The 26,665-nt window shown below is 65.7% G+C and carries 22 protein-coding genes; 11 read left to right on the top strand and 11 right to left on the bottom strand.

What is annotated here, in order from left to right:
- The first annotated feature begins 12 nt into the window (after positions 1–12).
- Positions 13–4,131: an ATP-dependent RNA helicase HrpA gene (gene hrpA, locus EYS21_RS02865; protein ID WP_278184704.1), complete on the top strand. Its 4,119-nt coding sequence runs from the start codon at positions 13–15 to the stop codon at positions 4,129–4,131.
- Between the two features lie 26 nt (positions 4,132–4,157).
- Here the strand turns inward: hrpA and EYS21_RS02860 are convergent, their stop codons facing one another.
- The 3 genes from EYS21_RS02860 to EYS21_RS02850 all read right to left on the bottom strand — a co-directional run bounded on the left by EYS21_RS02860 (position 4,158) and on the right by EYS21_RS02850 (position 6,636).
- Entirely contained in the window at positions 4,158–4,589 is a 432-nt protein-coding gene (locus tag EYS21_RS02860; RefSeq protein ID WP_131131646.1) for an HIT family protein, read from the bottom strand.
- Entirely contained in the window at positions 4,586–5,734 is a 1,149-nt protein-coding gene (locus tag EYS21_RS02855) for an NAD(P)-dependent alcohol dehydrogenase (RefSeq protein ID WP_131131644.1), read from the bottom strand. The genes EYS21_RS02860 and EYS21_RS02855 overlap by 4 nt, the downstream gene beginning before the upstream one ends.
- A gap of 62 nt (positions 5,735–5,796) precedes the next feature.
- A complete protein-coding gene (locus EYS21_RS02850; protein WP_131131642.1) occupies positions 5,797–6,636 on the bottom strand; it encodes a sulfurtransferase in 840 nt (279 codons plus the stop codon).
- Positions 6,637–6,722: 86 nt separating this feature from the next.
- Between EYS21_RS02850 and EYS21_RS02845 the strand changes: the two genes are divergently transcribed.
- A complete protein-coding gene (locus tag EYS21_RS02845; RefSeq protein ID WP_131131641.1) occupies positions 6,723–7,802 on the top strand; it encodes a PLP-dependent cysteine synthase family protein in 1,080 nt (359 codons plus the stop codon).
- A gap of 10 nt (positions 7,803–7,812) precedes the next feature.
- Here EYS21_RS02845 and EYS21_RS02840 read toward each other — a convergent pair whose 3' ends face one another.
- On the bottom strand, positions 7,813–8,469 hold the full coding sequence (locus EYS21_RS02840) for an MBL fold metallo-hydrolase (protein WP_131131639.1): 657 nt from the start codon (positions 8,467–8,469) through the stop codon (positions 7,813–7,815).
- 111 nt (positions 8,470–8,580) lie between these two features.
- Between EYS21_RS02840 and EYS21_RS02835 the strand changes: the two genes are divergently transcribed.
- Positions 8,581–9,060 carry a Fur family transcriptional regulator gene (locus tag EYS21_RS02835; protein ID WP_131131637.1) on the top strand — a complete coding sequence of 160 codons (480 nt, stop codon included), beginning with the start codon at positions 8,581–8,583 and terminating at the stop codon, positions 9,058–9,060.
- 43 nt (positions 9,061–9,103) lie between these two features.
- Here EYS21_RS02835 and EYS21_RS02830 read toward each other — a convergent pair whose 3' ends face one another.
- The 5 genes from EYS21_RS02830 to EYS21_RS02810 all read right to left on the bottom strand — a co-directional run bounded on the left by EYS21_RS02830 (position 9,104) and on the right by EYS21_RS02810 (position 14,302).
- On the bottom strand, positions 9,104–9,979 hold the full coding sequence (locus EYS21_RS02830) for a metal ABC transporter permease (RefSeq protein WP_131131635.1): 876 nt from the start codon (positions 9,977–9,979) through the stop codon (positions 9,104–9,106).
- Positions 9,979–10,794 (bottom strand): metal ABC transporter ATP-binding protein, encoded by an 816-nt coding sequence (locus EYS21_RS02825; protein WP_207307657.1) that lies wholly within the window; start codon positions 10,792–10,794, stop codon positions 9,979–9,981. The genes EYS21_RS02830 and EYS21_RS02825 overlap by 1 nt, the downstream gene beginning before the upstream one ends.
- Complete coding sequence (locus tag EYS21_RS02820) at positions 10,795–11,784, bottom strand: zinc ABC transporter substrate-binding protein (protein ID WP_131131634.1); 990 nt, start codon at positions 11,782–11,784, stop codon at positions 10,795–10,797.
- Between the two features lie 110 nt (positions 11,785–11,894).
- Positions 11,895–12,965, bottom strand: a complete 1,071-nt coding sequence (locus tag EYS21_RS02815) for a hemolysin family protein (RefSeq protein WP_131131633.1) — start codon at positions 12,963–12,965, stop codon at positions 11,895–11,897.
- Positions 12,962–14,302 (bottom strand): hemolysin family protein, encoded by a 1,341-nt coding sequence (locus tag EYS21_RS02810; protein WP_131131632.1) that lies wholly within the window; start codon positions 14,300–14,302, stop codon positions 12,962–12,964. Before EYS21_RS02810 ends, EYS21_RS02815 begins: the two co-directional genes overlap by 4 nt.
- Before the next feature lie 526 nt (positions 14,303–14,828).
- On the opposite strand from EYS21_RS02810, the gene EYS21_RS02805 reads away from it, so the two are divergent.
- The 4 genes from EYS21_RS02805 to EYS21_RS02790 all read left to right on the top strand — a co-directional run bounded on the left by EYS21_RS02805 (position 14,829) and on the right by EYS21_RS02790 (position 20,950).
- Positions 14,829–18,644 carry a multifunctional oxoglutarate decarboxylase/oxoglutarate dehydrogenase thiamine pyrophosphate-binding subunit/dihydrolipoyllysine-residue succinyltransferase subunit gene (locus EYS21_RS02805; protein WP_131131631.1) on the top strand — a complete coding sequence of 1,272 codons (3,816 nt, stop codon included), beginning with the start codon at positions 14,829–14,831 and terminating at the stop codon, positions 18,642–18,644.
- A 168-nt stretch (positions 18,645–18,812) separates the two neighbouring features.
- Positions 18,813–19,412 (top strand): GDSL-type esterase/lipase family protein, encoded by a 600-nt coding sequence (locus EYS21_RS02800; RefSeq protein ID WP_131131630.1) that lies wholly within the window; start codon positions 18,813–18,815, stop codon positions 19,410–19,412.
- Positions 19,413–19,508: 96 nt separating this feature from the next.
- Positions 19,509–20,336: a DUF4097 family beta strand repeat-containing protein gene (locus tag EYS21_RS02795; protein ID WP_131131629.1), complete on the top strand. Its 828-nt coding sequence runs from the start codon at positions 19,509–19,511 to the stop codon at positions 20,334–20,336.
- The gene (locus EYS21_RS02790) at positions 20,336–20,950 is read left to right on the top strand and encodes a PadR family transcriptional regulator (RefSeq protein ID WP_131131628.1); all 615 of its coding nucleotides are present in this window, start codon (positions 20,336–20,338) and stop codon (positions 20,948–20,950) included. The genes EYS21_RS02795 and EYS21_RS02790 overlap by 1 nt, the downstream gene beginning before the upstream one ends.
- A 270-nt stretch (positions 20,951–21,220) precedes the next feature.
- On the opposite strand, the gene rsrA is transcribed toward EYS21_RS02790, so the two are convergent.
- A complete protein-coding gene (rsrA, locus tag EYS21_RS02780) occupies positions 21,221–21,481 on the bottom strand; it encodes a mycothiol system anti-sigma-R factor (protein WP_131131627.1) in 261 nt (86 codons plus the stop codon).
- The gene (locus EYS21_RS02775; protein WP_278184711.1) at positions 21,478–22,305 is read right to left on the bottom strand and encodes a sigma-70 family RNA polymerase sigma factor; all 828 of its coding nucleotides are present in this window, start codon (positions 22,303–22,305) and stop codon (positions 21,478–21,480) included. Before EYS21_RS02775 ends, rsrA begins: the two co-directional genes overlap by 4 nt.
- Positions 22,306–22,542: 237 nt before the next feature.
- Between EYS21_RS02775 and EYS21_RS02770 the strand changes: the two genes are divergently transcribed.
- From EYS21_RS02770 to hisN, 4 genes are all read left to right on the top strand, one after another.
- Positions 22,543–23,091, top strand: a complete 549-nt coding sequence (locus tag EYS21_RS02770) for a DoxX family protein (protein ID WP_131131624.1) — start codon at positions 22,543–22,545, stop codon at positions 23,089–23,091.
- 6 nt (positions 23,092–23,097) lie between these two features.
- Positions 23,098–24,480, top strand: a complete 1,383-nt coding sequence (gene aroA, locus EYS21_RS02765) for a 3-phosphoshikimate 1-carboxyvinyltransferase (RefSeq protein ID WP_131131622.1) — start codon at positions 23,098–23,100, stop codon at positions 24,478–24,480.
- A complete protein-coding gene (gene rsgA, locus EYS21_RS02760) occupies positions 24,480–25,595 on the top strand; it encodes a ribosome small subunit-dependent GTPase A (protein ID WP_131131620.1) in 1,116 nt (371 codons plus the stop codon). Before aroA ends, rsgA begins: the two co-directional genes overlap by 1 nt.
- 98 nt (positions 25,596–25,693) lie before the next feature.
- Complete coding sequence (hisN, locus tag EYS21_RS02755) at positions 25,694–26,506, top strand: histidinol-phosphatase (protein WP_131131618.1); 813 nt, start codon at positions 25,694–25,696, stop codon at positions 26,504–26,506.
- Positions 26,507–26,665: the final 159 nt, after the last annotated feature.

Genomic DNA, 26,665 nt, shown 5'->3' with positions numbered 1-26,665 from the left:
CCGGGTCCTCTTATGTGCGGCGGTGGCCAGCCCCGAAGACAGCATGCGGCGACACCCGGGGGCGGGGAACGGGTGCCGCGCGGCAAGTCCGCAAGGAGATTACGACGGCGTCATCCGCGCCCGGGTGCCTGGCGTAACAGCGTCACAACGGCCGGCGCGGCCCACAGTAGACTGGTTCAAGCCATGACCTTTCACATCTCCTACCCCGCAGAGCTGCCCGTTTCCGAGCGCCGCGAGGACCTGATGGCCGCCATTGCCGCCAACCAGGTGACCATCATTGCCGGCGAGACCGGCTCCGGTAAGACCACCCAGATCCCCAAAATGTGCCTGGAACTGGGCCTGGGCGAGAACGGCCTCATCGGGCATACACAGCCCCGGCGGCTCGCCGCGCGCACGGTCGCCGAGCGCATCGCGGAGGAACTCGGCGTCGAAATCGGCCAGGAGGTGGGCTTCCAGGTCCGGTTCACGGGCGAAGTCAGCCGTTCCACCAAGGTCAAGCTCATGACCGACGGCATCCTGCTGGCCGAGATCCAGCGCGACAAGCTGCTGCGCAAATACAACGCCATCATCATCGACGAGGCCCACGAGCGAAGCCTGAACATCGACTTCATCCTGGGCTACCTCAAGCGCATCCTGCCGCAGCGGCCGGACCTGAAAATCATCATCACCTCGGCCACGATCGATCCGCAGCGTTTCGCCAAACACTTCGGCTCCGAGGATGAGCCCTCCCCCATCATCGAGGTCTCCGGGCGGACGTTCCCGGTGGAAATCCGCTACCGGCCGCTGTCCCAGCCTGCCGGCGGACCCGCCGACAGCGAAGATGCAGACGCCTCCGACGACGAACTCGAAGAGGACCGCGATCCGCTCGACGCCGTGTGCGACGCCGTGGACGAACTCGCCACCGAGGCTCCGGGCGACATCCTGGTCTTCTTCTCCGGCGAGCGCGAAATCCGCGACGCAGCGGAGGCGCTCAACGCCAGGATCCAGTCAAACCGGCGGCTGGCCGGCACCGAGGTCCTCCCGCTGTTCGCCAGGCTCAGCCTGCAGGAACAGCACAAGGTCTTCCACCCGGGCCGCAACCGGCGAATTGTGCTGGCCACCAACGTGGCCGAGACGTCCCTCACCGTGCCCGGCATCAAGTACGTCATCGATACGGGCACCGCCCGCATCTCCCGCTACTCCCACCGCACCAAGGTCCAGCGGCTGCCGATCGAACGCGTTTCGCAGGCTTCCGCGAACCAGCGCTCCGGCCGGTGCGGCCGCGTCTCCGACGGCATCGCCATCCGGCTGTACTCGGAGGAGGACTACGAGTCCCGCCCGCAGTTCACGGACCCCGAGATCCTGCGCACCAACCTCGCGGCTGTCATCCTGCAGATGACAGCCATGGGCGTGGCCCGCGGGCCAAAAGACGTGGAGAACTTCCCGTTTGTGGAGCCGCCAGACTCGCGCGCCATTAACGACGGCGTCACGCTCCTGCGCGAGCTCGGCGCCTTGAGTGCCGTCCGCCCAGGTGACGCGAAAAGTGGTGGCCTGACCGCCGTCGGGCAACAGCTTGCGCAGCTGCCGGTCGATCCCCGGCTCGGCCGGATGATTGTGGAAGCCGGCAAACGCGGCTGCGTCCGCGAGGTGATGATCCTGGCAGCGGCGCTGACTATCCAGGACCCGCGCGAACGTCCCACGGACAAGCAGCAGCTGGCCGCGGAGAAGCACGCCCGATTCCGCGATGAGAACTCGGATTTCACCGGCTTCCTGAACCTGTGGAACTACCTGCAGGAGAAGCAGCAGGAACTCTCCTCCACCCAGTTCCGCCGCCTGTGCCGTACCGAGTTCATCAACTATCTGCGCGTCAGGGAATGGCAGGACCTGTTCGCCCAGCTCCGGCAGCTGGCCCGGCCGCTCGGCATCAGCCTGGACAACAAGCGACTGGCCGACCCCGTGGGCAACCACGAGGGCATCCACATCAGCCTGCTGTCCGGCCTGCTCAGCCACATCGGCATCCTGGACGAGCGCAAGCGCGAGTACGCGGGCGCCCGTGGCAGCCGTTTCGCGATCTTCCCGGGCTCGGCGCTGTTCAAGAAGTCCCCTACCTTTGTGATGGCTGCCGAACTTGTGGAGACGAGCCGGCTCTGGGCACGCGTGGCGGCAAAGTTCGATCCCGTCTGGGCCGAGCAGGTGGCGCCCGACCTCGTTAAGCGCACCTACAGCGAACCGCACTGGTCCACCAAGATGGGCGCGGTGATGGCGTACGAGAAGGTCACGCTGTACGGCGTGCCCATCATCCCGCAGCGCCGGGTCAACTACAGCCGAGTGGACCCTGTGCTGGCCCGCGAGATGTTCATCCGGCACGCCCTGGTGGAAGGCGACTGGAAGACGCACCACAAGTTCTTCCACCGCAACCGCGCCCTGCTCCTTGAAGTCGAGGAGCTCGAAGCCAGGATGCGCCGCCGCGACCTCCTCGTGGACGACGAAACACTGTTCGAGTTCTACGACGCCAGGATCGGGCCCGACGTGGTGTCCGAGCGGCACTTCGACAAATGGTGGAAGGACGCGCGGCAGAAGAATCCGGACCTCCTGGACTACGACAAGTCGCTGCTGCTCAATGACGACGCCGATGACCTGGACGAGGCCGCGTACCCCAAGACGCTGCTGCACAAGGGTTTCGAGCTGCCGCTCAGCTACGAGTTCCACCCGGTGGCGCCCGGCTCACCGCCCAACCCGTCCGACGGCGTCACGGCCGAAGTGCCCGTGCTCTTCCTCAATCAGCTCGATGATGCCGCCTTCCGCTGGCTGATCCCCGGCCAGCGCGCCGAACTGGTGGCAGCCCTCATCAAGTCCCTGCCCAAGCAGGTCCGGAAAAATTTTGTTCCGGCCCCGGACGTGGCCCGGCAGGCCGTGGCTGCGCTGGAAACCGACTTCGACCCTGCCAGCGACGAGCTGGAAGCATCGCTGGAACTGGCCCTGCGCCGGATCCGCGGCCACGTCATCCCGCCCGGGTCCTGGAACTGGGATGCCGTGCCGTCCCATCTGCGCGTGAGCTTCAAGGTGGTGGACAGCAAGGGCAGGGTGCTGGACGAGGGCAAGGATCTGGCCGCCCTGCAGGAGCGGCTCGCTCCGGCGACTCGCCGGGCCATCGCGGAATCCCTGGGCGCAACACCCGGCACCACCGCACTGAAGTCGGCCGGGAAGGCTCCCGGCAAGGCCTCCGGAGCCTCCGCTGCGACGCCGGAAACAGGAAACGCCAACGGCGCAGCCCCGGGCTTCCGGGAGCAAAACGGACTGACCGCCTGGACCTTCGGCACCGTGCAGCGGCAGGTGAGCAACACCGTCAAGGGCCACACCGTGACGGGCTACCCGGCGCTGGTGGATGAAGGGACCACGGTTGCACTTCGCGTCTTCCAGACCTCCTCGGAACAGCTGGAGGCCATGCGGGGCGGCGTGATCCGGCTCCTGGCCCTGCGGGTTCCGGCACCGGACCGCTACGTGCTGGAGCACCTCAACAACACCGAAAAACTAACCTTCAGCCAGAACCCGCACGGTTCCGTGTCAGCCCTCATCGCCGACTGCGCCCTGGCCGCCGTGGACAAACTGACCCCGGCCGAACTCCCCTGGGACCAGGCATCCTTCGATGCACTCTATGAGCAGGTCCGCGCCGAACTCATCGACACGGTGTTCAGCGTGACGGCCGTAGTGGAGCGCATCCTGGCCAGCACGAGGCGCATCGAGAAGCAGTTGAAGGGCACCACGAGCCTTGCCCTGATCAGCGCCCTGAACGACATCAAAAGCCAGCTTGAGCAGCTGGTCTTCCCAGGCTTTGTGGCCAGCACCGGCTACGCCCAGCTGAGCCAGCTGCCGAGATACCTCTCCGCCATCGAAAAGAGGATGGAGCGGCTGCCGGGCAACGTCCAGCGCGATGCCCTCAGCATGGCCGCCGTCCAGCGCCTTGAAGACGATTACGACGACGCCGTGTCGGCCCTGTTGCCGGGCCGGCGGGCGGGTGCGGAGCTGGCGCAGGTGCGCTGGATGATCGAGGAGCTCAGGGTGAGCCTCTTCGCCGTCGAACTCGGAACCGCGTACTCCGTGTCCGAAAAGCGCATCCGCGCCGTGCTCAACAAGGCACTCGCACCGGTCTAGCCAGCGGCACAGGTGCAGGTGCGGGTCTAGGCGCTTTCCGGCACGAACTCCGCGTATCCGGCGGTGCGCAGCCCTTCGCGCAGCTTTTCGGCGTTGGCGTCCAGCACGGCAGGATCGGGGTGCTGGTCGGCCGAGGCGAAATCGAAGTCGGCCATGCTCCTGGACGGCCACACGTGGACGTGGAGGTGGTTGATTTCGTACCCCGCCACAATCAGCCCTGCCCGCTCGGCCGGGAAGATCTCCAGCTGCACGGCGCCGATCCGGCGCGCTACCTCCATGACCTTGGCGAGCGTCTCCGGCCGCGCATCGGTCCAGCGGTCCACTTCCTCAGTGGGGACCACGAGGGTGTGGCCGTCAGCCAGGGGCCCGGTGGTGAGGAACGCGGCAACGTCCGGCTCGCGCCAGACAAAGCGTCCCGGGATCTCGCCGTTGATGATCTTCGTGAACAGGGTGCTCATGCGTCTGCCTCCTCGGCCGCGGCCTGCAGGGTGCTGGTGTCCAGCACAAACCGGTATTTAACGTCGCCTGCCACCATGCGGTCATAGGCCTCATTCAGCTGGTCAGCCCGCACCAGTTCGATATCCGCCACCACACCGTGTGCGGCGCAGAAATCAAGCATCTCCTGGGTCTCGGCGATTCCGCCGATGAGCGAACCTGTGTAGCTGATCCGCCGCCGGATCAGGGCCCCCGGATTCACGGCAGGCATGGCGTCCGATGGCAGCCCGAGCTGAAAGAGGGCCCCGTCCCGGCGAAGCGTGCGGAAGAACGGGTTCAGGTCGTGCGGAGCAGCCACGGTGTCGATGATGACATCGATGCTGCGGTCGGCGGCTTCCATCGCCTCAGCGTCGCGGGACAGAACCACTTCGTCGGCGCCCAGCTCAAGCGCGGCGGGGACCTTTGACTCGGAGGTCGTGAACACCACCACCCGCGCGCCCATGGCTTTGGCCAGTTTTACCGCCATATGCCCCAGGCCGCCGAGGCCCACAACCCCTACCGTGTCGCCTTTCTTGACGCCGAAATGGCGGAGTGGCGAGAACGTGGTGACGCCGGCGCACAACAGAGGCGCTACTGCCGCGGGGTCGAGGTTTTCCGGCACCCGGAGCACGTACCTGCGGTCCACCACCACCGACGTCGAATAGCCGCCCTGGGTGATTGCTCCCCCATTGCGCTGATCCCTCGCCCCGTAAGTCCCGGTCAGGCCGTTTTCGCAGTACTGTTCCTGGCCGTCCAGGCAGCTCCGGCATTCCCGGCAGGAATCGACCATGCAGCCAACACCCACCAGGTCCCCCGGTGCAAAATCATCCACAGCGGAGCCGACGGCGCTGACCCTGCCCACGATCTCGTGCCCGGGAACCAGGGGGTAGTGCTGGGTGCCCCATTCGCCGCGGGTGGCGTGGACGTCCGAGTGGCAGAGGCCGCAGAATTCGATGGCAATCTCGACGTCGTCCGCCTTGGCTGCCCGCCGGGCTACGGTCAGCGGCACGAGACCGCTGTGCCCGGACGTTGCGCCGCAGGCGGCCGCCAGCCGGTCAGTTCCAAGGGCTGCGGGGGCTGGCGGGAGGGGGCGGGCAAGGGGCGGTGGTACGGGTCGTCCAGGGGTCATACTGCGACGCTACCCCCGCGCTGCCGGATATTTCCACTTGGCGGCGTTTCCACCGGGCAGGCTCAGCCGGGCTGGCCGCCCGTCACCACAGGCAGTCCGGGTTTGTTGGACCATTCGGAGAACGAGCCGGGATAGAGTGCGGCCCGGATACCGGCGATCTCCAAAGCCGCGACTTCGTGGGCGGCCGTGACACCGGAACCGCAGTAAACCGCAACGGGAGCGTCTGTGGTGACTCCCAGCTTCTCGAAACGGCGCCGCAGTTCATCGGCCGGCAGAAACCGCCCCGATTCGTCAACGTTCTCCGTTGTCGGGGCGCTGACGGCGCCGGGGATGTGGCCTGCGCGTGGATCCACGGGCTCGAATTCGCCGCGGTACCTTTCGCCGGCCCGCGCGTCGAGGAGGATTCCGGTGCCGGCCCAGCTGCCGGCGGCTGCCGCATCTATGGCAGGCATTGCGCCCTCACGAAGCGAGACATTGCCCGGGACTGCCTCGACGTTGCCGCCCTGCACCGGTAGTCCGGCGGCGCGCCAGGCGGCCAGGCCGCCGTCGAGCAGGTAAACCTCCGGGAAGCCGGCGTTGCGCAGCATCCACCAGAGCCGGGCCGCTGCCATGTTCCCGCTGTCATCGTAGGCAACAACGACGTCGCCCTCGTTGATCCCCCAGCCCCGCGCGGACGCCTGGAACTGGTCAAGGGGCGGCAACGGGTGCCTGCCTCGTTCCGGCGCGGCGGGGGCAGCCAGTTCCGAAGCCAGTTCCACAAAGACGGCCCCCGGCAGGTGTGCCTCGAGGTAGTGGTCCCGGCCATGCGGATCGCCCAGTTTCCATCGGACGTCCAGCAGCACCGTGCGCTGTCCGGCCTTGACCCGGGCGTCCAGTGCGGCCACATCGATAAGGGGTCCCATGAGGCTCCTTGGGGTTGGTCTTGATCGGGCCTTTGCCCCGTTTACTCTAGCCCTTGCCAGGAGGCCGGCGCGGGTAGGCTGGTGCGGTGAAGAACGCGCGCGCGGACAGGGCCTGGGCTGACCGGGCCATCAGGAAGATCACCGCTGAAAACAACAGGTCCGCCGATACGCATCTGTACTCGGTGCCGCTCCCGGAACACTGGGGCGTCCAGCTTTACCTCAAGGACGAGTCAACCCACCGTTCCGGCAGCCTCAAGCACCGGCTGGCCCGTTCCCTGTTCCTCTTTGGCCTGGTTAACGGCTGGATCCGGGAGGACACCACCATCGTGGAGGCGTCCAGCGGCAGCACCGCCGTCTCCGAAGCGTATTTCGCGCAACTGCTGGGCTTGCCCTTCGTAGCGGTGATGGCACGGACCACCAGCCCGGAAAAGATTGCCCTGATCGAACAGTTCGGCGGCTCGTGCCTGCTGGTGGACCATGCCTCCGAGGTTTACGCGGCTGCGGAGGAAGTGGCCGCCACAAGCAACGGGCACTATATGGACCAGTTCACGTATGCGGAGCGGGCTACGGACTGGAGGGGCAACAACAACATCGCCGAGTCCATCTTCGACCAGCTGGCCATGGAGGAGCACCCCGTCCCCCGCTGGATCGTGGTCGGCGCCGGGACGGGGGGAACCAGCGCCACGATCGGCCGCTACCTCCGGTACCACTCCCATGACACCGCCTTGGCAGTGGTTGACCCGGAAAATTCCGCTTTCTACCCCGGCTGGCGGGACGGCGTACCGGGATTCGCCACCGGGATGCCGTCGCGGATCGAAGGCATCGGGCGGCCGCGGATGGAACCCAGCTTTGTCCCGTCCGTCATCGACCACATGATCCAGGTGCCCGACGCCGCCTCCATCGCCGCCATGCGGCATTTGCGCGAGCTCACGGACCTGCACGCGGGTCCCTCCACCGGCACCAACCTGTGGGGCGTCTGGCAGCTGGTCGCGGAGATGGTCGCCGAAGGCCGGCGCGGCAGCATTGTGTCGCTGATGTGCGACGGCGGCGAGCGTTATGCAGGCAACTACTACAACCCTGAGTGGCTGGCCGGCCAGGGTCTTGACCCCGAGCCGCACCAGGCAGTCATCGGCCGGTTCTTTGAAACGGGGGCATGGCCGGCCTAGAAGCCGGGGATCAGACGTCGACTGTTTCGCGGACCGCCAGGTGGGTGAATTCGGTGCCGTACTTGGCCCCGATCCGAATCACATGCGATTCCACGATCTTCAGGCCCATCTCGTTGAGGAGCCCGTCATGGATCTGGAAGGCCCGCGGTGACCGGACGCCGATGACAAAGTCGACCACTTCACTGGCCTTGTTCCACGGTGCGTGGATGGGAACCAGCAGGGTCTTCACGCTGATCCCGTCCGGGACGATGAAGGAGTCGCCCGGGTGATAGACGTTTTCGTTGATGAGGTAGCCGACGTTTGCCACCACGGGAACCTGGGGATGGATCAGGGCATGCTGGCCACCGAAGCTGCGGACGCTGAACCCTGCCGCGTCGAAAGAAGACCCGGGTTCAACCGTGTGGATCCGATCCGCCGCCTGAGGCGCTTCTTCGCGCAGGTGGCCCGCCACCCCCGCGGGAGCGAACACAGCCAGATCACCGTCACCCCGCAGGGCATTGACCATGGCGGCAACGTCGATGTGGTCACCGTGCTCGTGCGTGATCAGCACGGCCTGCGCGCCGTCCAGGGCTTCCTTCGTTTCGGAGAACGTGCCGGGGTCAAGGACCAGCACACGCCCGTCTTCTTCGAGCCGGACGCAGGCGTGGGTGTATTTAGTCAGCTTCATAGCGCCAGCCTAGGGTCCGGTCCGTGGAGGTGTCCACGCAACTCCTGCCAGCCCGGGTCCGGCTGGTAATCTGGATCTTTGCCACCATCCCTTAGGGAAGCGAGTCCATCCATGCCGTTAGGCACCAAGGCTGACGAGTCCACACCGTCAACCCCTGCGCCGGGTTCAGGCACCGGAGCGGTCAAGGAGCAGCGCGTCACCAAGCAGCGCCTGGCCGTGAGTGCTGCCCTGGATGAACTGGATGACTTCGTCAGCACGCAGGAGCTCTACCGCATCCTGCAGAACCAGGGTGTGTCCGTCTCCCTCGCGACGGCGTACCGGATCCTGCAGTCGCTGGCAGACGAGGGGCTGGTGGACGTGCTCCGGAACGGCGAGGGCGAGGCCGTCTACCGCCGTTGCGCGGTGACCGGCCATCATCACCATCTCCTGTGCCGGAGTTGCGGGAAGGCAGTGGAGGTCGAGGCTCCGGCAGTGGAAACCTGGGCTGCCAGGACGGCGAAGGAGCATGGGTACACCGAAGTGGCACACACCGTGGAGATCTTTGGCCTGTGCCCCGACTGCACGGCACGCAAGGCAGCCGGCCTCCTCTGACGCGGCCCGCCGTCGAACGCTGACCGGAGCCTGCGCGGGCCAGTCAGGCCGCGTGCAGCAACCTTCCGTTGAGCCCGCGTTTGGCGCGGACCGTGCCGATGACGCGGCACACCACGTAGATCAGGAACGACAGCGTGGTGACGTAGGGGCTGATCGGAATGCGGCCTCCGAGGGCCAGCAGGATTCCGCCCACGGTCGCCACCATCGCAAATGCCACGCTCAGCACCACCACAATTACGGGTGAGGACGTCACCCGCAGGGCGGCTGCCGCCGGCGTAATGAGCAGGGCCAGGACCAGCAGGGCACCAACCACCTGGATGGACAGCGCCACGCTGACGCCCAGCAGGACCATAAACACCAGGGCCAGCGTCCGCACCGGAACCCCGCGGGCTTCCGCCAGTTCAGGGTCGACGCTGGCAAAGTTCAGCGGCCGCCAAATGATCACCAAAGCCACCATGACAACCACCGCGGTCCCGGCGAGGGCCTGCAGCTGGACGGTGTCAACGGAGACGATCTGGCCCGTCAGCAGGCCGAACTTGTTGGCGGCCCGGCCTTCATAGAGGGACAGGAACAGGATGCCCAGCCCCAGTCCGAACGGCATGATCACGCCGATGATCGAATTCTTGTCCCTGGCCCGCACGCCCATCAGCCCGAGGAGCAGCGCGGCCGCGACGGACCCGATGAGCGAACCGAAGACGATGTCCGCGCCGATGAGCAGCGCGAAGGCCGCCCCGGCGAAGGAAAGTTCCGAGATGCCGTGGACTGCGAAGGCGAGGTCACGCTTCATCACGAACGTCCCCACGAGCCCGCCCAGCAGTCCCAGGACAGCCCCGGCCCAGATGGAGTTCTGAACCAGGACGAGGAGTTCGCCGTAGTTTTCGAAGCTGAAGATTGACCCGATGATGCTGTCGGCGTCCATCACGCCACCTCGCCGGCGGTGGCGTGGACATCGGCATGGTGGTGCGTGGTTGCGTCCGGGAGCCCGACGACGACGATGCGTCCGTTCGCGTGGATGACTTCCACGTGGCTGCCGTACAGGTCGGAAAGGACTTCCGTGGTCATGACTTCCTGGGGAGTTCCGACGCGGAACCTGCCTCCGGCCAGGTACAGCACGCGGTCCACGTAATCGATGATCGGATTGATCTCGTGGGTAACAAAGACCACGGCGCTGTTCTGTTCACGGCACTGCTTGTTAATCAGGGCACTGACCGCTTGCTGGTGGTGGAGGTCCAAGGACAACAATGGTTCGTCGCACAGCAGTACCTTCGGGTCCGTCGCCAATGCCTGGGCGACGCGGAGGCGCTGCTGTTCACCGCCCGAGAGCTGCCCCACCGGAACCTTGGCGTAGTCGGTGGCACCGACGAGTTCCAGGAGCTGATCGATCCTGCGGTTTGCCCTGCCGGCCCCGAGCCGCATGCCCCAGCGGTGGCCGTCGACGCCGAGGCCCACCAGGTCCCGGGCCCGCATCGGCGTATCCGGGGCAAACGACTTCTGCTGCGGGATGTAACCGATCATCCGGCTCCCCCGTTCCACCGGCTGGGCTCCGAGGCTGGCGGTGCCGGAGTGCAGCTGCTGGAGGCCGAGCAGTACTTTCAGGAAACTGGTTTTGCCGCTTCCGTTGGGCCCAAGCACGGCAAAGAATTCACCGGGCCGGATGTCCAGGTCGAGATCCTCCCAGAGCGCCCTCTTACCGAACTGCAGGGACGCCCCGCGGAGGCTCACAACCGGTTTCAACTACTTTTTCTCCAAAACTTTGCTGATGTTCTCCACATTGTCCGTCATCCACTGCAGGTACGTCTTGCCCTCCGGCAGTGTTTCGCTGAAGTCAACTACCGGGACGCCCGCTGTTTCCGCTGCTTTTTTCAGTGCCTCGGTCTGGGCGCCTTCAGTCTGCAGGTTGTAGGCCAGGAAGCCCAGGTCCTTGGAACCGGCAAGGTCGGTGGCCGCCTTCAGCACGGCGGGCGGCACGTCAGTGCCTTCCTCGATCGCAGCAGTGTAGTCCGCGGGCGTATTGTTCTCGAGCCCGGCCGCCTCAAGCAGGTAGAGCGGAACAGGCTCGGTGACCGCGACGGGAGTTCCGGCCCCCGCCGCCGACACGGCTGCCAGCTTGCCGGTGAGTCCCTCCAGGCCGGACTTGAACGTGGCGGCGTTGGCCTCGAACGTGGCCGCTGAACCCGGCTCCGCTTCGCCGAACTTGGCAGCGAGTTCATCTGCCAGTTTTCCCATCGCCGGAAGGCTGTACCAGACGTGTTCGTTGAAGTCACCGTGTTCATGCGTATGTCCGTGCTCGTCGGCCGGCGCGCTGGATGCAGCTGTGGAGGACGCCGAAGCCTCCTCCTCCGGCGCCAGCCCCGATATTTCGACGGCACTGACAATGCTGCTGTGCGGGATGTTGCTGTCGTCTGCCAGCGTGTGGATGAACCCGTCGTACCCGCCGCCGTTCTCGATCACCACTTCGGCCTTGGACACCAGCAGCCGGTCCTGGGCCGTGGCCTCGTAGGAATGCGGATCCTGGCTGGTTTTGTTGATGATCGCCGTGACGTTGACCTTGTCGCCGCCGACGGCTTTGGCGATGTCGCCGTAGACGTTCGTTGAGGCAACAACGTTGATTCCGTCAGTCGACGAGGAGGTGCCCGAGGGCGCACCCTCCGCGGAACAGCCGGACAGCAGCAGGCCCAGTCCAGCGAGGGCGGCCAGGGATGTTCGGACGGCAGGACGGCGCACGGAAACCTCAGATCATTTCAGGAATGGAAGCAAAGCAACTCCGGAAAGTCTAACCCTAAATGGGAATGATTCCTATTTAGAAAAGTCCCGGACGCCGTCCCCACGTCGAATTACCCACCGTTGGGCTGGCCGAGCCGCCGTATGCCGGTGGCCTGCGTGGCGTCCCGGATTTCACCGACCAGCTGCTCGATCACATCCTCCAGGAACAGCACTCCCTGGGTCTGGCCGTCCGGGCCGATGACCCGGGCGAGGTGCGAACCGGTGCGTTGCATCACGGACATCGCCTTCTCGATCTCGTCCCCCAGGGCAAGGTTGGCCAGCGAACGGATCCGGCTTTCCGCGATGGGATGCTGATAGTCCGTATCAGGGATGGACAGCACGTCCTTCACGTGAAGATAGCCGTAGAGCATGTCGTCGTCATCCAACATCGGGAACCGGGAAAACCCGGTTCTGCTGACTGCCTTCTCGAAGTCCACCGGCGTCGTGGCGGCCTTCAGCATGACCAGCTTGTCCAGCGGCACCATGATGTCGGAGGCCGTGTGTTCGGAAAATTCCAGCGCACCGGTGATCAGCCCGGCGTCGTCGTCCACCAGCCCGTGGCGGGTGGACTCCTGCACGATCGACTGGACTTCCTCGAGGGTGAACGAAGAGTTCACCTCGTCCTTGGGCTCGATCCGGAGGAGCTTGAGGATGTGATTGGCCGACCAGTTCAGGGCAACGATCACAGGCCTGACAAGGCGGGCAACAAACATCAGCGGCGGCGCCAGGAAAAGTGCCGCCTTGTCAGCCACTGATACCGAGATGTTCTTCGGCACCATCTCCCCGAAGGTCACGTGGAGGAAGGTCACCACCATCAGGGCAACCGCAAACGCCGCCACATCGGCAATTTCCATCGGCAGTCCGACGGTCTCCAGCGGAGCAGCCAGCAGGTGATGGATGGCCGGCTCGGCCACCAGCAGGATCAGCAGCGAACAGACTGTGATGCCGAGCTGGGCGCACGCCAGCATCAGCGACACGTTCTCCATGGCCCGCAGGGTGGTCTGCGCCCGCTTCGAACCGGCGTCGGCCAGCGGTTCAATCTGGCTGCGCCTGGCCGACATCACCGCGAACTCGGCAGCGACAAAAAACGCGTTGCCCAGCAGAAGGACGATCAGCCAGAAAATTCCGGCCCAGTCACTCATCGTTCGGTCCTGTCATTCGGGGCAGATTCAGAGTCTGCGTCGGGCGCGGCCGGGCGGAAACAGATCCTGTCGATCCTGCGCCCGTCCATACGGGTGACACTGAGTGTTCCGCCGCCCACCGCAACGGCATCTCCGACGGCGGCGATGCGGCCCAGTTCGCTCATGACGTAGCCGCCCACCGTCTCGTAGGCCGCTTCGTCGGGAACGGTCAGGCCTGGAATCTGCTCTGACAGTTCGTCCGGACGCAGGAGCCCGGGGAAGTACCAGTCCCCCGACGCGCTCTGCAGGAGTCCGGGCCGGACTTTGTCATGTTCGTCCGCGACCTCGCCCACGATTTCCTCGACAAGGTCTTCGAGGGTTGCAATGCCGGCGGTACCGCCGTACTCATCGAGCACGACGGCGAGCTGGAGGTTTCCCTCGCGCAGTTCCGCCAGGAGGGCGTCCAGGTGGATGGTCTCCGGGACCCTGAGGACGTCGGTCATAATGGCGCCGGCTTCCAGGTTGGGTCGGCGGTCCGAGGGGACCGCCACCGCCTTCTTGACGTGGACCAGGCCCCTGATGTCGTCGGCCGATTCGCCGATGACCGGGAACCTCGAGTATCCCGTGCGGCGGGCGGCTTCCACGATGTCCGAGACGGGCTGGTCGGCGTCGATGGTTTCCACGCGGATCCGCGGGGTCATCACGTCCGCCGCCGTCCGGGCCGAGAAGTTCAGTGTCCGTGCCACGAAGTTGGCAGTGCCGGCGTCGAGCGTTCCCATGGCAGCGGAACGCCGCACCAGGGAGGCGAGCTCGGCTGGGGTCCGGGCGCCGGAGATCTCTTCCTTGGCTTCAAGGCCGAAGACGTTGAGCACCTTGTTGGAGAACCCGTTGAGGACCACAATGGCCGGTTTGAAGATGGCCGTGAACATGAGCTGCGGCCTGGCGAGGGCGCGTCCCACACGGAACGACAGGGCGATGGCCATGTTCTTGGGCACCAGTTCACCCAGCAGCATGGACAGCAGGGTGGCCAGCACCATCGCGATGACCAGGGAAACGGACGCGGCCGCCGTTTCAGGAATCCCGACGGCGGTCAGTGGCCCCTCGAGGAGCTTGCCGACGGACGGTTCCATGACATAACCGGTCAGGAGGGTGGTCAGGGTGATGCCAAGCTGGCAGCTGGAGAGCTGGGTGGAAAGGGACTTCAGGCACTTGAGCAGCGCAACGGCACGGGTATCACCGTTGTCGATCGCGCGCTGGACGGTGGCCTGGTCCAGGGCAATAAGGGAAAATTCGACGGCGACGAAGAAGCCGGTGCCGGCGATCAGCAGGAGCCCTGCCGCGAGGAGCAACCATTCCATTCAGCATCCCGCCCGGTGATGCTGGGGCGGATTGCTTGCGCAGGTCACTGTTGCAGGATGGATCCGGAGCAGACTGCCCGGCGGAGGATGGTCCGCCGAAGCGGACGCTGTTTCCTTGAAGGCTCCGGCTGCGTGGAGCGATGGAGTGTGATGGGCGCGTGTTCGGGGTTTGCCGGCTCGGCGGGTCGGCTGCGCGGTGCTGTACTTCATGCTCCGCTGACAGCCCCCAGGCCGGCACCTAGATTTACTGTCCATAAGAAGTTCAGTCTACAGGAGCAGATCCCGGCCGCCGGAGGGGCTGCCAGGCACAGGCATGTGCCCGCCTCCGGCAAGGGCCACCGCCGCCATATTTGGCATTCTGCGCGTCACTTCATGATTTGGGTCACCCTTATTGGCAGTTAATACAGAATGCTCATTAGACTGGCAAAGGTCTGGGTTCAGAGGACGCAGAGACTGGTTCGGATGTTGTGCTGAGGCACCGTGGCGGCCAGAGAGAAATCAAACTCATGGAAGAGGCGTATTTCAAGTGCCAGAGCAGCCTAGCCACCGTCTACCAGAGGAATTTGGCGGAAACGAGTGGCTCGTTGACGAACTGTACGAGCAGTATCAGCAGGACAAAAACGCGGTGGATGCCAAGTGGTGGCCCCTGTTCGAATCCTTCGACTCGGGCAGCGGTTCTTCCTCCAACGGGAATTCGGCCCTCGCGGTTGCCCATCCCGCAACCCGCGAAATGCCCGTCGTAGCCCAGGCGCAGGCCACCGCAGCTCCGGCAACGTCGCCGGCAGCGCAGCCGGCCGCACCTGCCTCCGCGGCACCTGCTCCCGCCGCTCCCCCGGCACCGGCGCCCGTGAAGAAGGCACCGGCAACGGTGGCGCGCGACGGCGCGAAGAAGACCGAACCTGGAACCGGATCCCAGCCGATCCCCGCACAGCTCCCCAAGAACGTCAAGGCACCCACCGCGCCTGAGGAAGACGTCATCTCCGTCCTTCGTGGCCCGGCCAAGGCCATCGCCACGAACATGGTGACCAGCCTCGAGGTTCCCACGGCCACCAGCGTCCGTGCGATCCCGGCCAAGCTGCTGATCGACAACCGCGTGGTCATTAACTCCAACCTGGCGCGTGCCCGCGGCGGCAAGGTCTCCTTCACGCACCTGATCGGCTACGCCGTCATCCGGGCCCTGTCCCAGTTCCCGTCCATGAACGTGTACTACGACGAGGTGGACGGCAAGCCCGTCGCCGTCCAGCCGGCCCACGTGAACTTCGGGATCGCCATCGACATGCCCAAGCCCGACGGAACCCGCCTGCTGATGGTTCCCAACATCAAGAAGGCGGAGACCCTCAACTTCTCCGAGTTCTGGCACACGTATGAGGACCTCATCAAGCGTGCCCGCAACGGCAAGCTGACCGCTGACGACCACCAGGGCACCACCGTCTCCCTGACGAACCCCGGCGGCATCGGCACCGTCCACTCTGTGCCCCGCCTCTCCAAGGGCCAGGCCGCCATCATCGGCGTCGGCGCGCTGGACTACCCGGCCGAGTTCCAGGGTGCGAGCGAAAAGATCATCGCGCACAACGCGATCAGCAAGGTCCTCACACTCACCTCCACGTATGACCACCGCGTCATCCAGGGAGCCGGCAGCGGTGAGTTCCTGAAGCTCGTGCACCAGCTGCTGCTCGGTGCCCAGAACTTCTACGACGAGATCTTCGAAGCCCTGCGCATCCCGTACGAGCCCGTCCGCTGGAGCCCGGACCTGCAGGTTGACCCCGCCGACCAGATCAACAAGGTCGCACGCATCCAGCAGCTGATCCACTCCTACCGCGTGCGCGGCCACCTGATGGCTGACACCGATCCGCTGGAGTACGTCCAGCGCAAGCACCCCGACCTTGACGTCCTCACCTATGGCCTCACCCTGTGGGACCTGGACCGCGAGTGGCCCACCGGCGGGTTCGGCGGCAAACCGATGCTCAAGTTCCGCGACATCCTCGGTGTCCTTCGCGATGCCTACTGCCGCACCACAGGCATCGAGTACATGCACATCCAGGAGCCTGAGGAACGCAAGTGGTTCCAGGACCAGCTGGAGCACGCGTACTCGAAGCCGAGCCGCGAAGAGCAGCTGCGCATCGTATCCAAGCTCAACGCTGCGGAGGCCTTCGAGACCTTCCTGCAGACCAAGTTCGTGGGCCAGAAGCGCTTCTCGCTGGAAGGCGGCGAGTCCCTGATTCCGCTGCTTGACGCGATCATCTCCGACGCCGCTGATGACGGCCTGGACGAGGTCGCCATCGGCATGGCCCACCGCGGCCGCCTGAACGTGCTGACCAACATTGCCGGGAAGACCTACGCCCAGGTCTTCCGCGAATTCGAAGGCACCCAGGACCCCCGCTCCGTGCAGGGCTCCGGCGACGTGAAGTACCACCTCGGCACCGAAGGCACCTTCACCTCGGACAACGGCAAGGAAACCAAGGTTTACCTCGCCGCCAACCCCTCGCACCTCGAGGCCGTGGACTCCGTTCTCGAAGGCATCGTCCGCGCCAAGCAGGACCGCCTGGACCAGGGCGAGGCCTTCCCGGTCCTGCCCATCATGGTCCACGGTGACGCCGCCTTCGCCGGCCAGGGCGTGGTTGCAGAAACCCTGAACCTGTCCCAGCTGCGTGGCTACCGGACCGGTGGAACCATCCACGTTGTGGTCAACAACCAGGTCGGCTTCACCACGGCTCCGTCGTCCTCGCGCTCGTCCACGTACTCCACGGACGTCGCCAAGATGATCCAGGCCCCTGTGTTCCACGTGAACGGTGACGACCCGGAGGCAGTGGTCCGCATCGGCCAGCTCGCCTACGAGTTCCGCCAGCGCTTCCACAAGGACGTTGTGATCGACATGGTGTGCTACCGCCGCCGTGGCCACAACGAGGGCGACGACCCCTCGATGACCCAGCCGCTGATGTACAACCTGATCGAAGCCAAGCGCTCCGTCCGCAAGCTGTACACCGAGTCCCTGATCGGCCGTGGCGACATCACCGAGGAAGAAGCGGAGCAGCTGCTCCGCGACTACCAGGAGCGCCTGGAGCGGGTCTTCGCCGAGACCCACGCCGCTCAGACTTCCCCGATCCCGATCATCACGGCGGACTCCGCAGCCGTGTCGGACATCGAGCGTCCCATCGCCCAGCAGTCCGATTTCGGCACCAACGCACCGGCGTCCACGGCCATCTCCCCGGAGACCCTGGCCCGGATCGGCCAGGCGCACCTTGAAATTCCGGAGGGCTTCACCGTCCACTCGAAGCTCAAGCAGCTCCTCGAGAAGCGTGAACAGATGTCCCGTGAAGGCGGCATCGACTGGGGCTTCGGCGAGATCGCAGCCTTCGGTTCGCTCATCATGGAAGGCGTTCCCGTCCGCCTCGCCGGCCAGGATTCGCGCCGCGGAACCTTCGTGCAGCGCCACGCAGTGTTCCACGACCGTTCCAACGGCAACGAGTGGCTGCCCCTGGGCAACCTCTCGGACAGCCAGGCCAAGCTGTGGATCTACGACTCCCTGCTGTCCGAATACGCGGCCATGGGCTTCGAATACGGCTACTCCGTGGAGCGCCCGGACGCACTCGTGCTCTGGGAAGCGCAGTTCGGCGACTTCGTCAACGGCGCACAGACCATCATCGACGAGTTCATCTCCTCCGCCGAGCAGAAGTGGGGCCAGCGTTCGTCACTGGTGCTCATGCTGCCGCACGGCTACGAGGGCCAGGGGCCGGACCACTCTTCAGCCCGCATCGAGCGGTTCCTGCAGATGTGTGCCGAGGAAAACATGATCGTGGCCAACCCGACGACGGCTGCATCGCACTTCCACCTGCTGCGCCGCCAGGCCTACAGCCGTCCTCGCAAGCCGCTGATCATCTTCACGCCGAAGCAGCTGCTCCGCCTTAAGGGAGCCGCATCCTCGGTTGAGGACTTCACCACCGGCAGCTTCCGCCCGGTCATCGCGGACCACGAGCAGCTGGCGGCAGACGCCGTCGAACGCGTGCTGCTGGTGTCCGGCCGCCTGTACTACGACCTCCTGTCCACCCGGCAGAAGACCGAGGACAAGACCACGGCGATCGTCCGCGTGGAGCAGCTCTACCCGCTGCCCGCGGCGGAAATCGCCGCAGAGCTGGCCAAGTACCCGAACGCGGAGGTTGTCTGGGCACAGGACGAGCCCGCCAACCAGGGTCCGTGGCCGTTCATGGGCCTCAACCTTCCGGGCGAGCTTGACCGCAAGGTCCGGCTGGTGTCCCGTCCGGCGTCGGCATCCACTGCCGCCGGTTCCATGAAGCGGCACGCCGCCGAGCAGGACACCCTCCTGAAGCAGGCATTTGCCCGTTAGTGACCACCATGGCTGCCCGGCCGGACGTCGAAATACCAGACTCCGGCCGGGCAGTTCTGTTTAATGGGGTGCGAGGGTATCCAACGGGCAGAGTGCCCGGCCCGTCCCGCGCTGCCGGCATTGCCACCGGCACGGGACGCCATTCAGTACGGAAGTAAAGAGGAACTTGTGGAAGACAGGAAGCTGCGCATCGCAGCTGTTGGAGATGAACTGCTGGCCGGGCTGGGCGACCCCAGGGCCCTCGGCTGGCTGGGCCGCGTCCTGGCCCGCACTCCGCAGGACGGCATGGCGTTGGAAAGTTATGCCCTCCCCTGCCCGCAGGAAGGAACCGAAGGCCTTGCCGCCCGCTGGCTGGAAGAAGCCGGCCGCCGCTTCAGCGACCACCACGAGAACCGGCTGGTCATCGGGCTGTCCGGCCGCGATATTGAGTTCGGCCTCTCCACCGCACGCAGCCGCCTGAACCTGGCCAACATCCTGGATTCAGCGTCCCAGAACAGGATCGAAGTGTTTGTGGTCGGCCCGCCGCCAACCCTGGATCCCACCCAGAACCGCAGGCTGGGCGAGCTCAACACCGCCTTCGCCGACGTCACCACCAGGCGGAAGCACCTTTACGTTGACACGTTTTCACCATTGCTGAACCACGAGCAGTGGCGCCAGGACCTTGCGGCGAACGGCGGTACACCCGGCCAGTCCGGCTACGGCCTCATGGCCTGGCTGGTCCTTCACCGGGGCTGGTTCCAGTGGCTGGGGATGGACGCCCCCGAATAATCCCCGCTCCCGTCATTCGCGATATATCTTGACCATCCCGGCGCGCCGTTATACCGTGAGGTATCAATCACGATATATCGCGATCTTGGAGGATCCATGGCAGAGACCAGCTGGACGGTCACCGACCCCCGGGTTATCGACGTTGACGGCGTCACGTCGCTGAAGCTGGGAATGGTCCGCGGACGGTTCGACATCGTGACCCACTCCGACGCCGTTGCCAGGGTTGAGGTTTCCGAGGTCCAGGGCGACCCCGTCGCCATCAGCATCGTGGACGGCCGGCTGGAGGTCCGCCATCAGCTGCACGGGCCGCAGGGATGGTTCAAGAACCTCATGGGGACCGTCAACCACAACAGCCACAATTCCGCCGTCATCAGCATCGCCCTGCCCGAGGGCGTTGACGTGGAAGCCGGGACGGTCAGCGGTGACGGCCTGGTATCCGGGATCAGCGGGCACACCCGGCTCAACACCGTATCCGGCTCGGTCATGGCCGATGGAACCGCGGGCGACCTCCACGTCAACACCGTCAGCGGCGAAGTGATCGCACGCAACCACGACGGCGTCCTGACCGCCAAGAGCGTCTCCGGCGAAGTCACTGCTTCGGGCAGGTTCACCAACGTCCGGGCGAACACCGTCAGTGGCGAGATGAGCTTCGACCTCCTGGGCTTCACCCGCGACTTCGGCGCCAACTCCGTTTCCGGCGACCTGACCATCCGGCTGCCGCACGACGTCGGCGTGGACATCGTGGCCAAGTCGGCCAGCGGGACCCTGATCATCGACAACCAGCAGTACTCCCAGCCCGGCGGCAAAGTGGAAACGATCGCCGGCCCCGACGGCAAGCTGATGATCGTCCGGACCAACTCAGTCTCCGGCAAGACGTCGATCTTCCACAGCCAGCCGGCCGGGACCCCGGAAACAGGGCACTGATGCCCCCTGTCTTCGCCCACGGCGCCCTCCGCCTCTACCTCCTGGCCCTCCTCGAGTCCGGGCCGAAGCACGGTTATGAGCTCATTAAGGCGCTGAACGAGCGGTTCGGCGGCACCTACTCCCCCAGCGCCGGGACCATCTACCCGCGGCTGGGAAAGCTGGAAGAGGAAGGGCTTGTGGCCACGGAATCCGCTGGCCGCCGCACCAACTACCACATCACCCCGGCCGGCCTCGCTGAACTGAACACCCGCCGGGATGAGCTCGCCGGCGTCGAAAATGACATCTCCGCCTCCGTCCGGCGGTTGGCGGACAACCTTCGCGACGATATCCGGACCAACATGCGCGGCCTCAGGGCAGACCTCGCCGCAACGGCCGAGGCAGCGAGGGCATCGGTCCGCAACGGCGAGTTCAGCACAGCAGGCGCCCGGCAGTCCCCCGAGGGACACCGGACGCTCAAGGAGGCCGAGATGCTGCTCCAGGCGTTCCGTGACGACCTCCGCGTCGAGCTGCGCCTCCAGGCAGGCAGGCAGCCGCTCAGCCCGGTGGCGCTCGAAACGGTCAGGACCGTGCTGGACCAGGCCCGCATTTCGATCCGGAATTCCCTCCCCGGCTGAGCCGCTGCTTCACAGGCGGTTCCGGTTCGCGGCCTGTGCCTTCATGTGGGAGACTTGAGGGCAGCTCTTTTGAGTACCAACATTAAGGAGGCCAGCTATGAGCAAGCGTGCACGTAAACGTCGTGACCGTAAGCGTGGCGGCGCGAACCACGGCAAGCGCCCCAACGCCTAAGCAAAAGCTTTGGTATGACGGTTCAAACGAAGAACCCCGGAAGTCACATGGCTTCCGGGGTTCTTCGTCTCTTACGGCGTGTTGCCTGTTGTCGGCCCTCAGGCCTCGACCGGGCGGATTGAGTGGATCCGGTCCAGGATGGCGTTTTTCAGGTTCTCAGGAGCGGCCTCCGTGCAGGAGCGCTTGACCATGTTACGGATGACACATTCAAGGTCGTACTGCTGGGTACACTCCGGGCAGTCATCCAGGTGGTGCTTGATGTCCGTGATGTCCTCACGGGTCAGTGCTCCATCAAGATATTCGTAGATGCGTTGCATCCGGGCGTCGTCGCAGTCGCCCAATCCCTGGCAGTCGCTCATTTCCTGTTCTCCTGTTGTGTGCTTCCGGCCGCGTCCTGAGGATCAACGGCGGTTTTGAATCCCCGCTCGGCGGCATACTCCGCCAGCATGTCCCGCAACATTTTCCGGCCGCGGTGGAGCCGGGACATCACGGTGCCGATGGGCGTATTCATGATGTCTGAAATTTCCTTGTACGCGAAGCCCTCCACGTCGGCGAAATACACCGCCAGCCTGAACTCTTCGGGAATGGCCTGCAGCGCCCTCTTAACGTCAGTGTCCGGCAGATGGTCCAAAGCCTCGGCTTCGGCTGACCTCAGCCCGCTGGACGTGTGGGACTCCGCCCTGGCCAGCTGCCAGTCCTCGATGGTGTCCGAATTCGACTGCAGCGGCTCGCGCTGCCGCTTGCGGTACAGGTTGATGTAGGTGTTGGTCAGGATGCGGTACAGCCACGCTTTGAGGTTGGTGCCGGGCTTGTACTGGTGGAACGCAGAAAAAGCCTTGGTGTAGGCCTCCTGGACGAGGTCCTCGGCATCAGCCGGGTTCCGCGCCATCCGCATGGCCGCCGAGTACAGCTGGTCCACATACTGCATCGCATCGCGCTCGAAGCGGATCCGGCGTTCTTCGGTGCTTTCCGTGGCAACGTCCACCGCCTGCTCAGCCTGCGGCGCGCCTGGCTCCACCGCGTCCGATTGCACGTTGGTGGTCTTGGCTTCGCTTCCGGAGGCCTCATACATGGCCTCGAGGGCCGGATCCAGGGTGCTCATTGCCCTCAAGTCTACTGTCAGGCCTTGCGCACGCACGGACCCATACTCCGGGGCACCGGATTCCAACGCGTCCATCGCCACGGGTCCTGCCACATCCATACCGTCCTTCACCAACCCCAAAAGCCAACTCCGTTCCCTGTCCTGTTCAGCGCATCCGGACCTGCCGCCGCCGAGGGGGCGCGCCGTGCGCCGCATTTGTCCAGCATCGCCGGACCCGCAATCCATAACCCCTGGCGGCAGGCAAATATTCCCCAAAAGTGCAAGACTAGAACCGACTCCGCCGCATTCGACGCGGTTCGTCCACCCAGGAGGAAATCCATGTCCTTTGTCCGTACTCTCGCCCGGCCCATGCTGGCATCCAGCTTCGTACTCGCCGGACTGGACAAGCTCAGGAACGCCGACGACACTGCCCAGCAACTGTCGCCGCTCCTGCGCAAAGCCACAGCCTCACTGCCTTTCCGTACCGAGGAGAAGACACTGGCGCGGGTCATCGGCGGAGTGCAGGTGGGCGCCGGCGTGCTGTTCGGCCTCGGAAAGTTCGCGCGCCTCTCGGCAACGCTGCTCACTGTCATCTCGGCCCTTAATACTTTTGTGGAATGGCGCAGCGCGGACATCAGCACCAAAGACGCCCGCCTGGCACGGCGCAACCAGCTCCTGAAAAACCTCTCCCTGAGCGGCGGGGCCCTCCTGGCCTCGGTGGATACGGCCGGCAAGCCCGGCCTGGCCTGGCGCGCGGAACACCTCGCCGCCGACGCCAGGAAGGGTGCTTCACACCTGGCGGCGGACGCCCGGAAGACCACCGGCAAAAAGCTCCACAAAGCTGACAAGGCCGTGCGCCGTGCAGTGGACCAGGCAACGGGGGCATAAGGACGCATGACCGGATCCACCACCGCCGTTTCGCAGCCCGACGCCGTCGAAGCAGTCCCGAACTGGCCCGCCCCGTTCGCCACCACGCCCATCAACGCCACCGTCACCGTGCCCGGCTCCAAGTCCCTGACCAACCGGTTCCTGGTACTGGCAGCGCTGGCTGACGGCCCGTCCAGGCTCCGCGCTCCGCTCCATTCGAGGGACTCCGCCCTGATGATCGAGGCCCTGCGGCAACTGGGCGCCACCATCACGGAAGTCCCCGGGGACGGCGCCTTCGGCCCGGACCTTGAGGTCATTCCGCTCAGCCAGGACGCGCCGCCGTCGCGGACTTCGATTGACTGTGGCCTCGCAGGTACGGTGATGCGCTTTGTTCCGCCGCTGGCTGCGCTGCGGAACGGCGTCAGCACGTTCGACGGCGACCTGCACGCCAGGAAGCGTCCGATGGGGACGATCATCGAGGCGCTGAAGGCGCTTGGCGTGGATGTAGCCGCGGAGGACGGCGGCACGCCGGCTTCCCTGCCGTTTGAGGTTGCCGGGACCGGCGAAGTCCGGGGCGGCCACCTGGTGATCGATGCCAGTGCTTCGTCGCAGTTCGTCTCGGCGCTGCTGCTGGTGGGCGCGCGGTTCACCGAGGGGCTGCACCTGGAGCATGTGGGCAAGCCGGTGCCAAGCCTGGACCACATCAACATGACGGTGGCCGTCCTCCGCGGAGTGGGCGTCTCGGTGGACGATTCCGTCCCCAACCATTGGATTGTGGCGCCGGGAACCATCCGGGCGTTCGACCAGCGCATTGAACAGGACCTCTCCAACGCGGGACCGTTCCTAGCTGCAGCGCTGGCGTCCGGCGGCACAGTCCGGATCCCCGACTGGCCCACCCACACCACCCAGGTGGGCGACCTCTGGCGCAGCATTCTGGCCGACATGGGCGCCACAGTCAGCCTGGCCGACGGCGTCCTCACGGTCACCGGTGGGGCGGAGATCAAAGGTGCAGACTTCGCTGAAACCAGCGAACTCGCCCCTACCGTCGCGGCCCTCTGCGCCCTCGCCAGCGGCCCTTCCCGGCTCACCGGCATCGCCCATCTTCGCGGCCACGAGACGGACCGGCTCGCCGCCCTGGTCACCGAGATCAACAGGCTCGGCGGAGACGCCGAGGAAACCAGCGACGGTCTGGTGATCCGCCCGGCCAAGCTGCATGCCGGCGTCGTGCACAGCTACGCGGACCACCGGATGGCCACCGCGGGCGCCATCCTGGGCCTGGCAGTGGAAGGCATTGAGGTGGAAGACATCGCCACCACGGCCAAGACCATGCCCGACTTTCCGCAGCTGTGGGCAGACATGATCGCGCAGGGCCAGGAAACCGGCACCACGGTGCCGGCCGGTGCCGAGTAGTGGCACGCAGCACTGATTCGTGGGACGAATCCGACGTCAGGATCCGTCCGAGCAAGAAGGGCTCCCGCCCCCGCACGAAGGACCGCCCCAGCCACGACGACGCAGTGACCGGGCGGATCATCACCGTGGACCGCGGCCGGTACACGGCGGTTGTCGGCGAGGATTCCGGTGAAGAGCGGATCATCATCGCCGCCAGGGCGCGGGAACTCCGCCGGAACCCCGTCGTCGCCGGCGACTTCGTCTCGCTGGTGGGCGACGTCTCCGGCGAACCGGACACCCTGGCCCGACTGGTCCGGATCCAGGACCGCAGGACCCTGCTGCGCCGCAGCGCTGACGACACCGACCCGATCGAACGGGCCGTTGTGGCCAACGCCGACCAACTGGTGGTGGTGGTGGCTGCCGCCAATCCCGAGCCCCGCACCGGCTTCATCGACCGCGCGCTGGTGGCCGCATACGACGCCGGCATCGAGCCGCTGCTGCTGGTCACCAAGGCGGATGTCAAAGACCCCGCCGAGCTGTTGTCCAACTACGAGCACCTGGACTTCCCGGTCATCATCAGCCGCACGTCGGACTCCGAGGCCTCCGGTATCGATGCCCGCTCCGATGACGGCCTCTCGGCTCGACTGGACAGTGCTGCCGTGTCCCAGCTCCGCGCATACCTTGAGGGCAAAGTCTCGGTAATGCTTGGTCATTCCGGGGTAGGCAAATCCACCATGGTCAACGCGCTCACCGGTGCCGAACGGGCCACCGGTGGGGTGAACGCGGTGACGGGCCGCGGCCGCCACACGTCGTCGTCGGCCCTTGCCCTGAAACTGACCGGCGCCCCCGCCGGAAGCTGGATCATCGACACCCCCGGCATCCGTTCCTTCGGCCTGGCCCATGTGGACCCGGACCGCATCCTCCGGTCCTTCCCCGACCTGGAACCGGGCACAGATGCCTGCGAGCGTGGCTGCAAACACACCACAGGCGCAGTCAACTGCGGCCTCGACCCGTGGGTCGCCGACGGCCAGGCCGGGCCCACAGGACCTGCCAGGCTCGGATCCCTGCGGCGCCTGCTGGGCACGGATCCCCGGATGGCGGGGCAGGAAACCAAGGAACTGGGCAGCGTCAACTGACCCTGTCCCGCCCGGCTGGAGCGGCACCGGGCGCTTTCCGGACCGTTCTGATAGCCGGGGTCCCCAACCACGCGGCGCTTTGACGGTAGTTTGGAACCATGATCCAACCCGCTTCGAGCTACAACGATGACCTGCGCCTGGCCCACGTGCTGGCCGATTCCGTGGACGACCAGACCATGAGCCGCTTCAAGGCCCTGGACCTCCACATCGAGACCAAGCCGGACCTGACCCCGGTCACCGATGCGGACAAGGCCGCCGAGGAAGCCATCCGCGGCCAGCTGTCCCGTTCCCGCCCCCGTGACGCCGTCCTGGGCGAGGAATTCGGCAGTTCAGGCCACGGCTCCCGCCGCTGGATCATCGACCCCATCGACGGCACCAAGAACTTTGTCCGGGGCGTCCCGGTCTGGGCGACCCTGATTGCCCTGGTTGACGAAGGCGAGCCCGTCGTCGGCGTTGTCAGCGCCCCTGCACTGGGCAAGCGCTGGTGGGCTGCCAAGGGCGCCGGCGCGTACATGGGCCGGTCACTGGCCGCTGCCACCCGGCTGAAGGTATCCGACGTCTCGAAGCTCTCGGACGCATCCCTGTCCTATTCCAGCCTGAGCGGCTGGAAGGACCGCGGGAACCTTGATGACTTCCTTGGCCTGACCGAAGACGTCTGGCGCACCCGCGCCTACGGCGACTTCTGGTCCTACTGCATGGTGGCCGAAGGCTCCGTGGACATCGCGTGCGAACCGGAGCTCAATCTCTATGACATGGCGGCGCTGGTGCCGATTGTGGTGGAGGCAGGCGGCCGGTTCACATCCCTCGAAGGAGAGGACGGACCATTCGGCGGCAACGCCCTGGCCACCAACTCCATCCTGCACTCGGAAGTTCTCAAGCGGCTCAACCCCGGGCTTGACGACCTGCTCTAGCGGCCACCTTTACCGAATTATCAGCGGCGGACGCCTCCGGACGGGGGCGTCCGCCGTCGTATCTTCGGACAAACACGGCAATTTCGTGCCCGGCGTAACAAAAGCCTTAACATTCGGACCGGCTTCCTGCCCGCCCCGCCCATGTTCTACGCTCTTAAC

Origin of the sequence: Arthrobacter sp. S39, assembly GCF_004320525.1 — a bacterium.
In the GTDB taxonomy this organism is placed as follows: domain Bacteria; phylum Actinomycetota; class Actinomycetes; order Actinomycetales; family Micrococcaceae; genus Arthrobacter.
The sequence above is the reverse complement of the archived record's forward strand: the minus strand, read 5'-3'. Positions and strand labels throughout refer to the sequence as shown.

Coding starts and splice junctions, on each gene's coding strand:
- EYS21_RS02815 (WP_131131633.1), bottom strand. CDS start 12,965: ATGAGTGACTGGGCCGGAATTTTCTGGCTGATCGTCCTTCTGCTGGGC.
- EYS21_RS02855 (WP_131131644.1), bottom strand. CDS start 5,734: ATGACCCCTGGACGACCCGTACCACCGCCCCTTGCCCGCCCCCTCCCG.
- rsrA (WP_131131627.1), bottom strand. CDS start 21,481: ATGAGCGACTGCCAGGGATTGGGCGACTGCGACGACGCCCGGATGCAA.
- EYS21_RS02830 (WP_131131635.1), bottom strand. CDS start 9,979: ATGGACGCCGACAGCATCATCGGGTCAATCTTCAGCTTCGAAAACTAC.
- hisN (WP_131131618.1), top strand. CDS start 25,694: ATGATCCAACCCGCTTCGAGCTACAACGATGACCTGCGCCTGGCCCAC.
- hrpA (WP_278184704.1), top strand. CDS start 13: ATGTGCGGCGGTGGCCAGCCCCGAAGACAGCATGCGGCGACACCCGGG.
- EYS21_RS02810 (WP_131131632.1), bottom strand. CDS start 14,302: ATGGAATGGTTGCTCCTCGCGGCAGGGCTCCTGCTGATCGCCGGCACC.
- EYS21_RS02770 (WP_131131624.1), top strand. CDS start 22,543: ATGTCCTTTGTCCGTACTCTCGCCCGGCCCATGCTGGCATCCAGCTTC.
- EYS21_RS02795 (WP_131131629.1), top strand. CDS start 19,509: ATGGCAGAGACCAGCTGGACGGTCACCGACCCCCGGGTTATCGACGTT.
- EYS21_RS02860 (WP_131131646.1), bottom strand. CDS start 4,589: ATGAGCACCCTGTTCACGAAGATCATCAACGGCGAGATCCCGGGACGC.
- aroA (WP_131131622.1), top strand. CDS start 23,098: ATGACCGGATCCACCACCGCCGTTTCGCAGCCCGACGCCGTCGAAGCA.
- EYS21_RS02790 (WP_131131628.1), top strand. CDS start 20,336: ATGCCCCCTGTCTTCGCCCACGGCGCCCTCCGCCTCTACCTCCTGGCC.
- EYS21_RS02840 (WP_131131639.1), bottom strand. CDS start 8,469: ATGAAGCTGACTAAATACACCCACGCCTGCGTCCGGCTCGAAGAAGAC.
- EYS21_RS02850 (WP_131131642.1), bottom strand. CDS start 6,636: ATGGGACCCCTTATCGATGTGGCCGCACTGGACGCCCGGGTCAAGGCC.
- EYS21_RS02835 (WP_131131637.1), top strand. CDS start 8,581: ATGCCGTTAGGCACCAAGGCTGACGAGTCCACACCGTCAACCCCTGCG.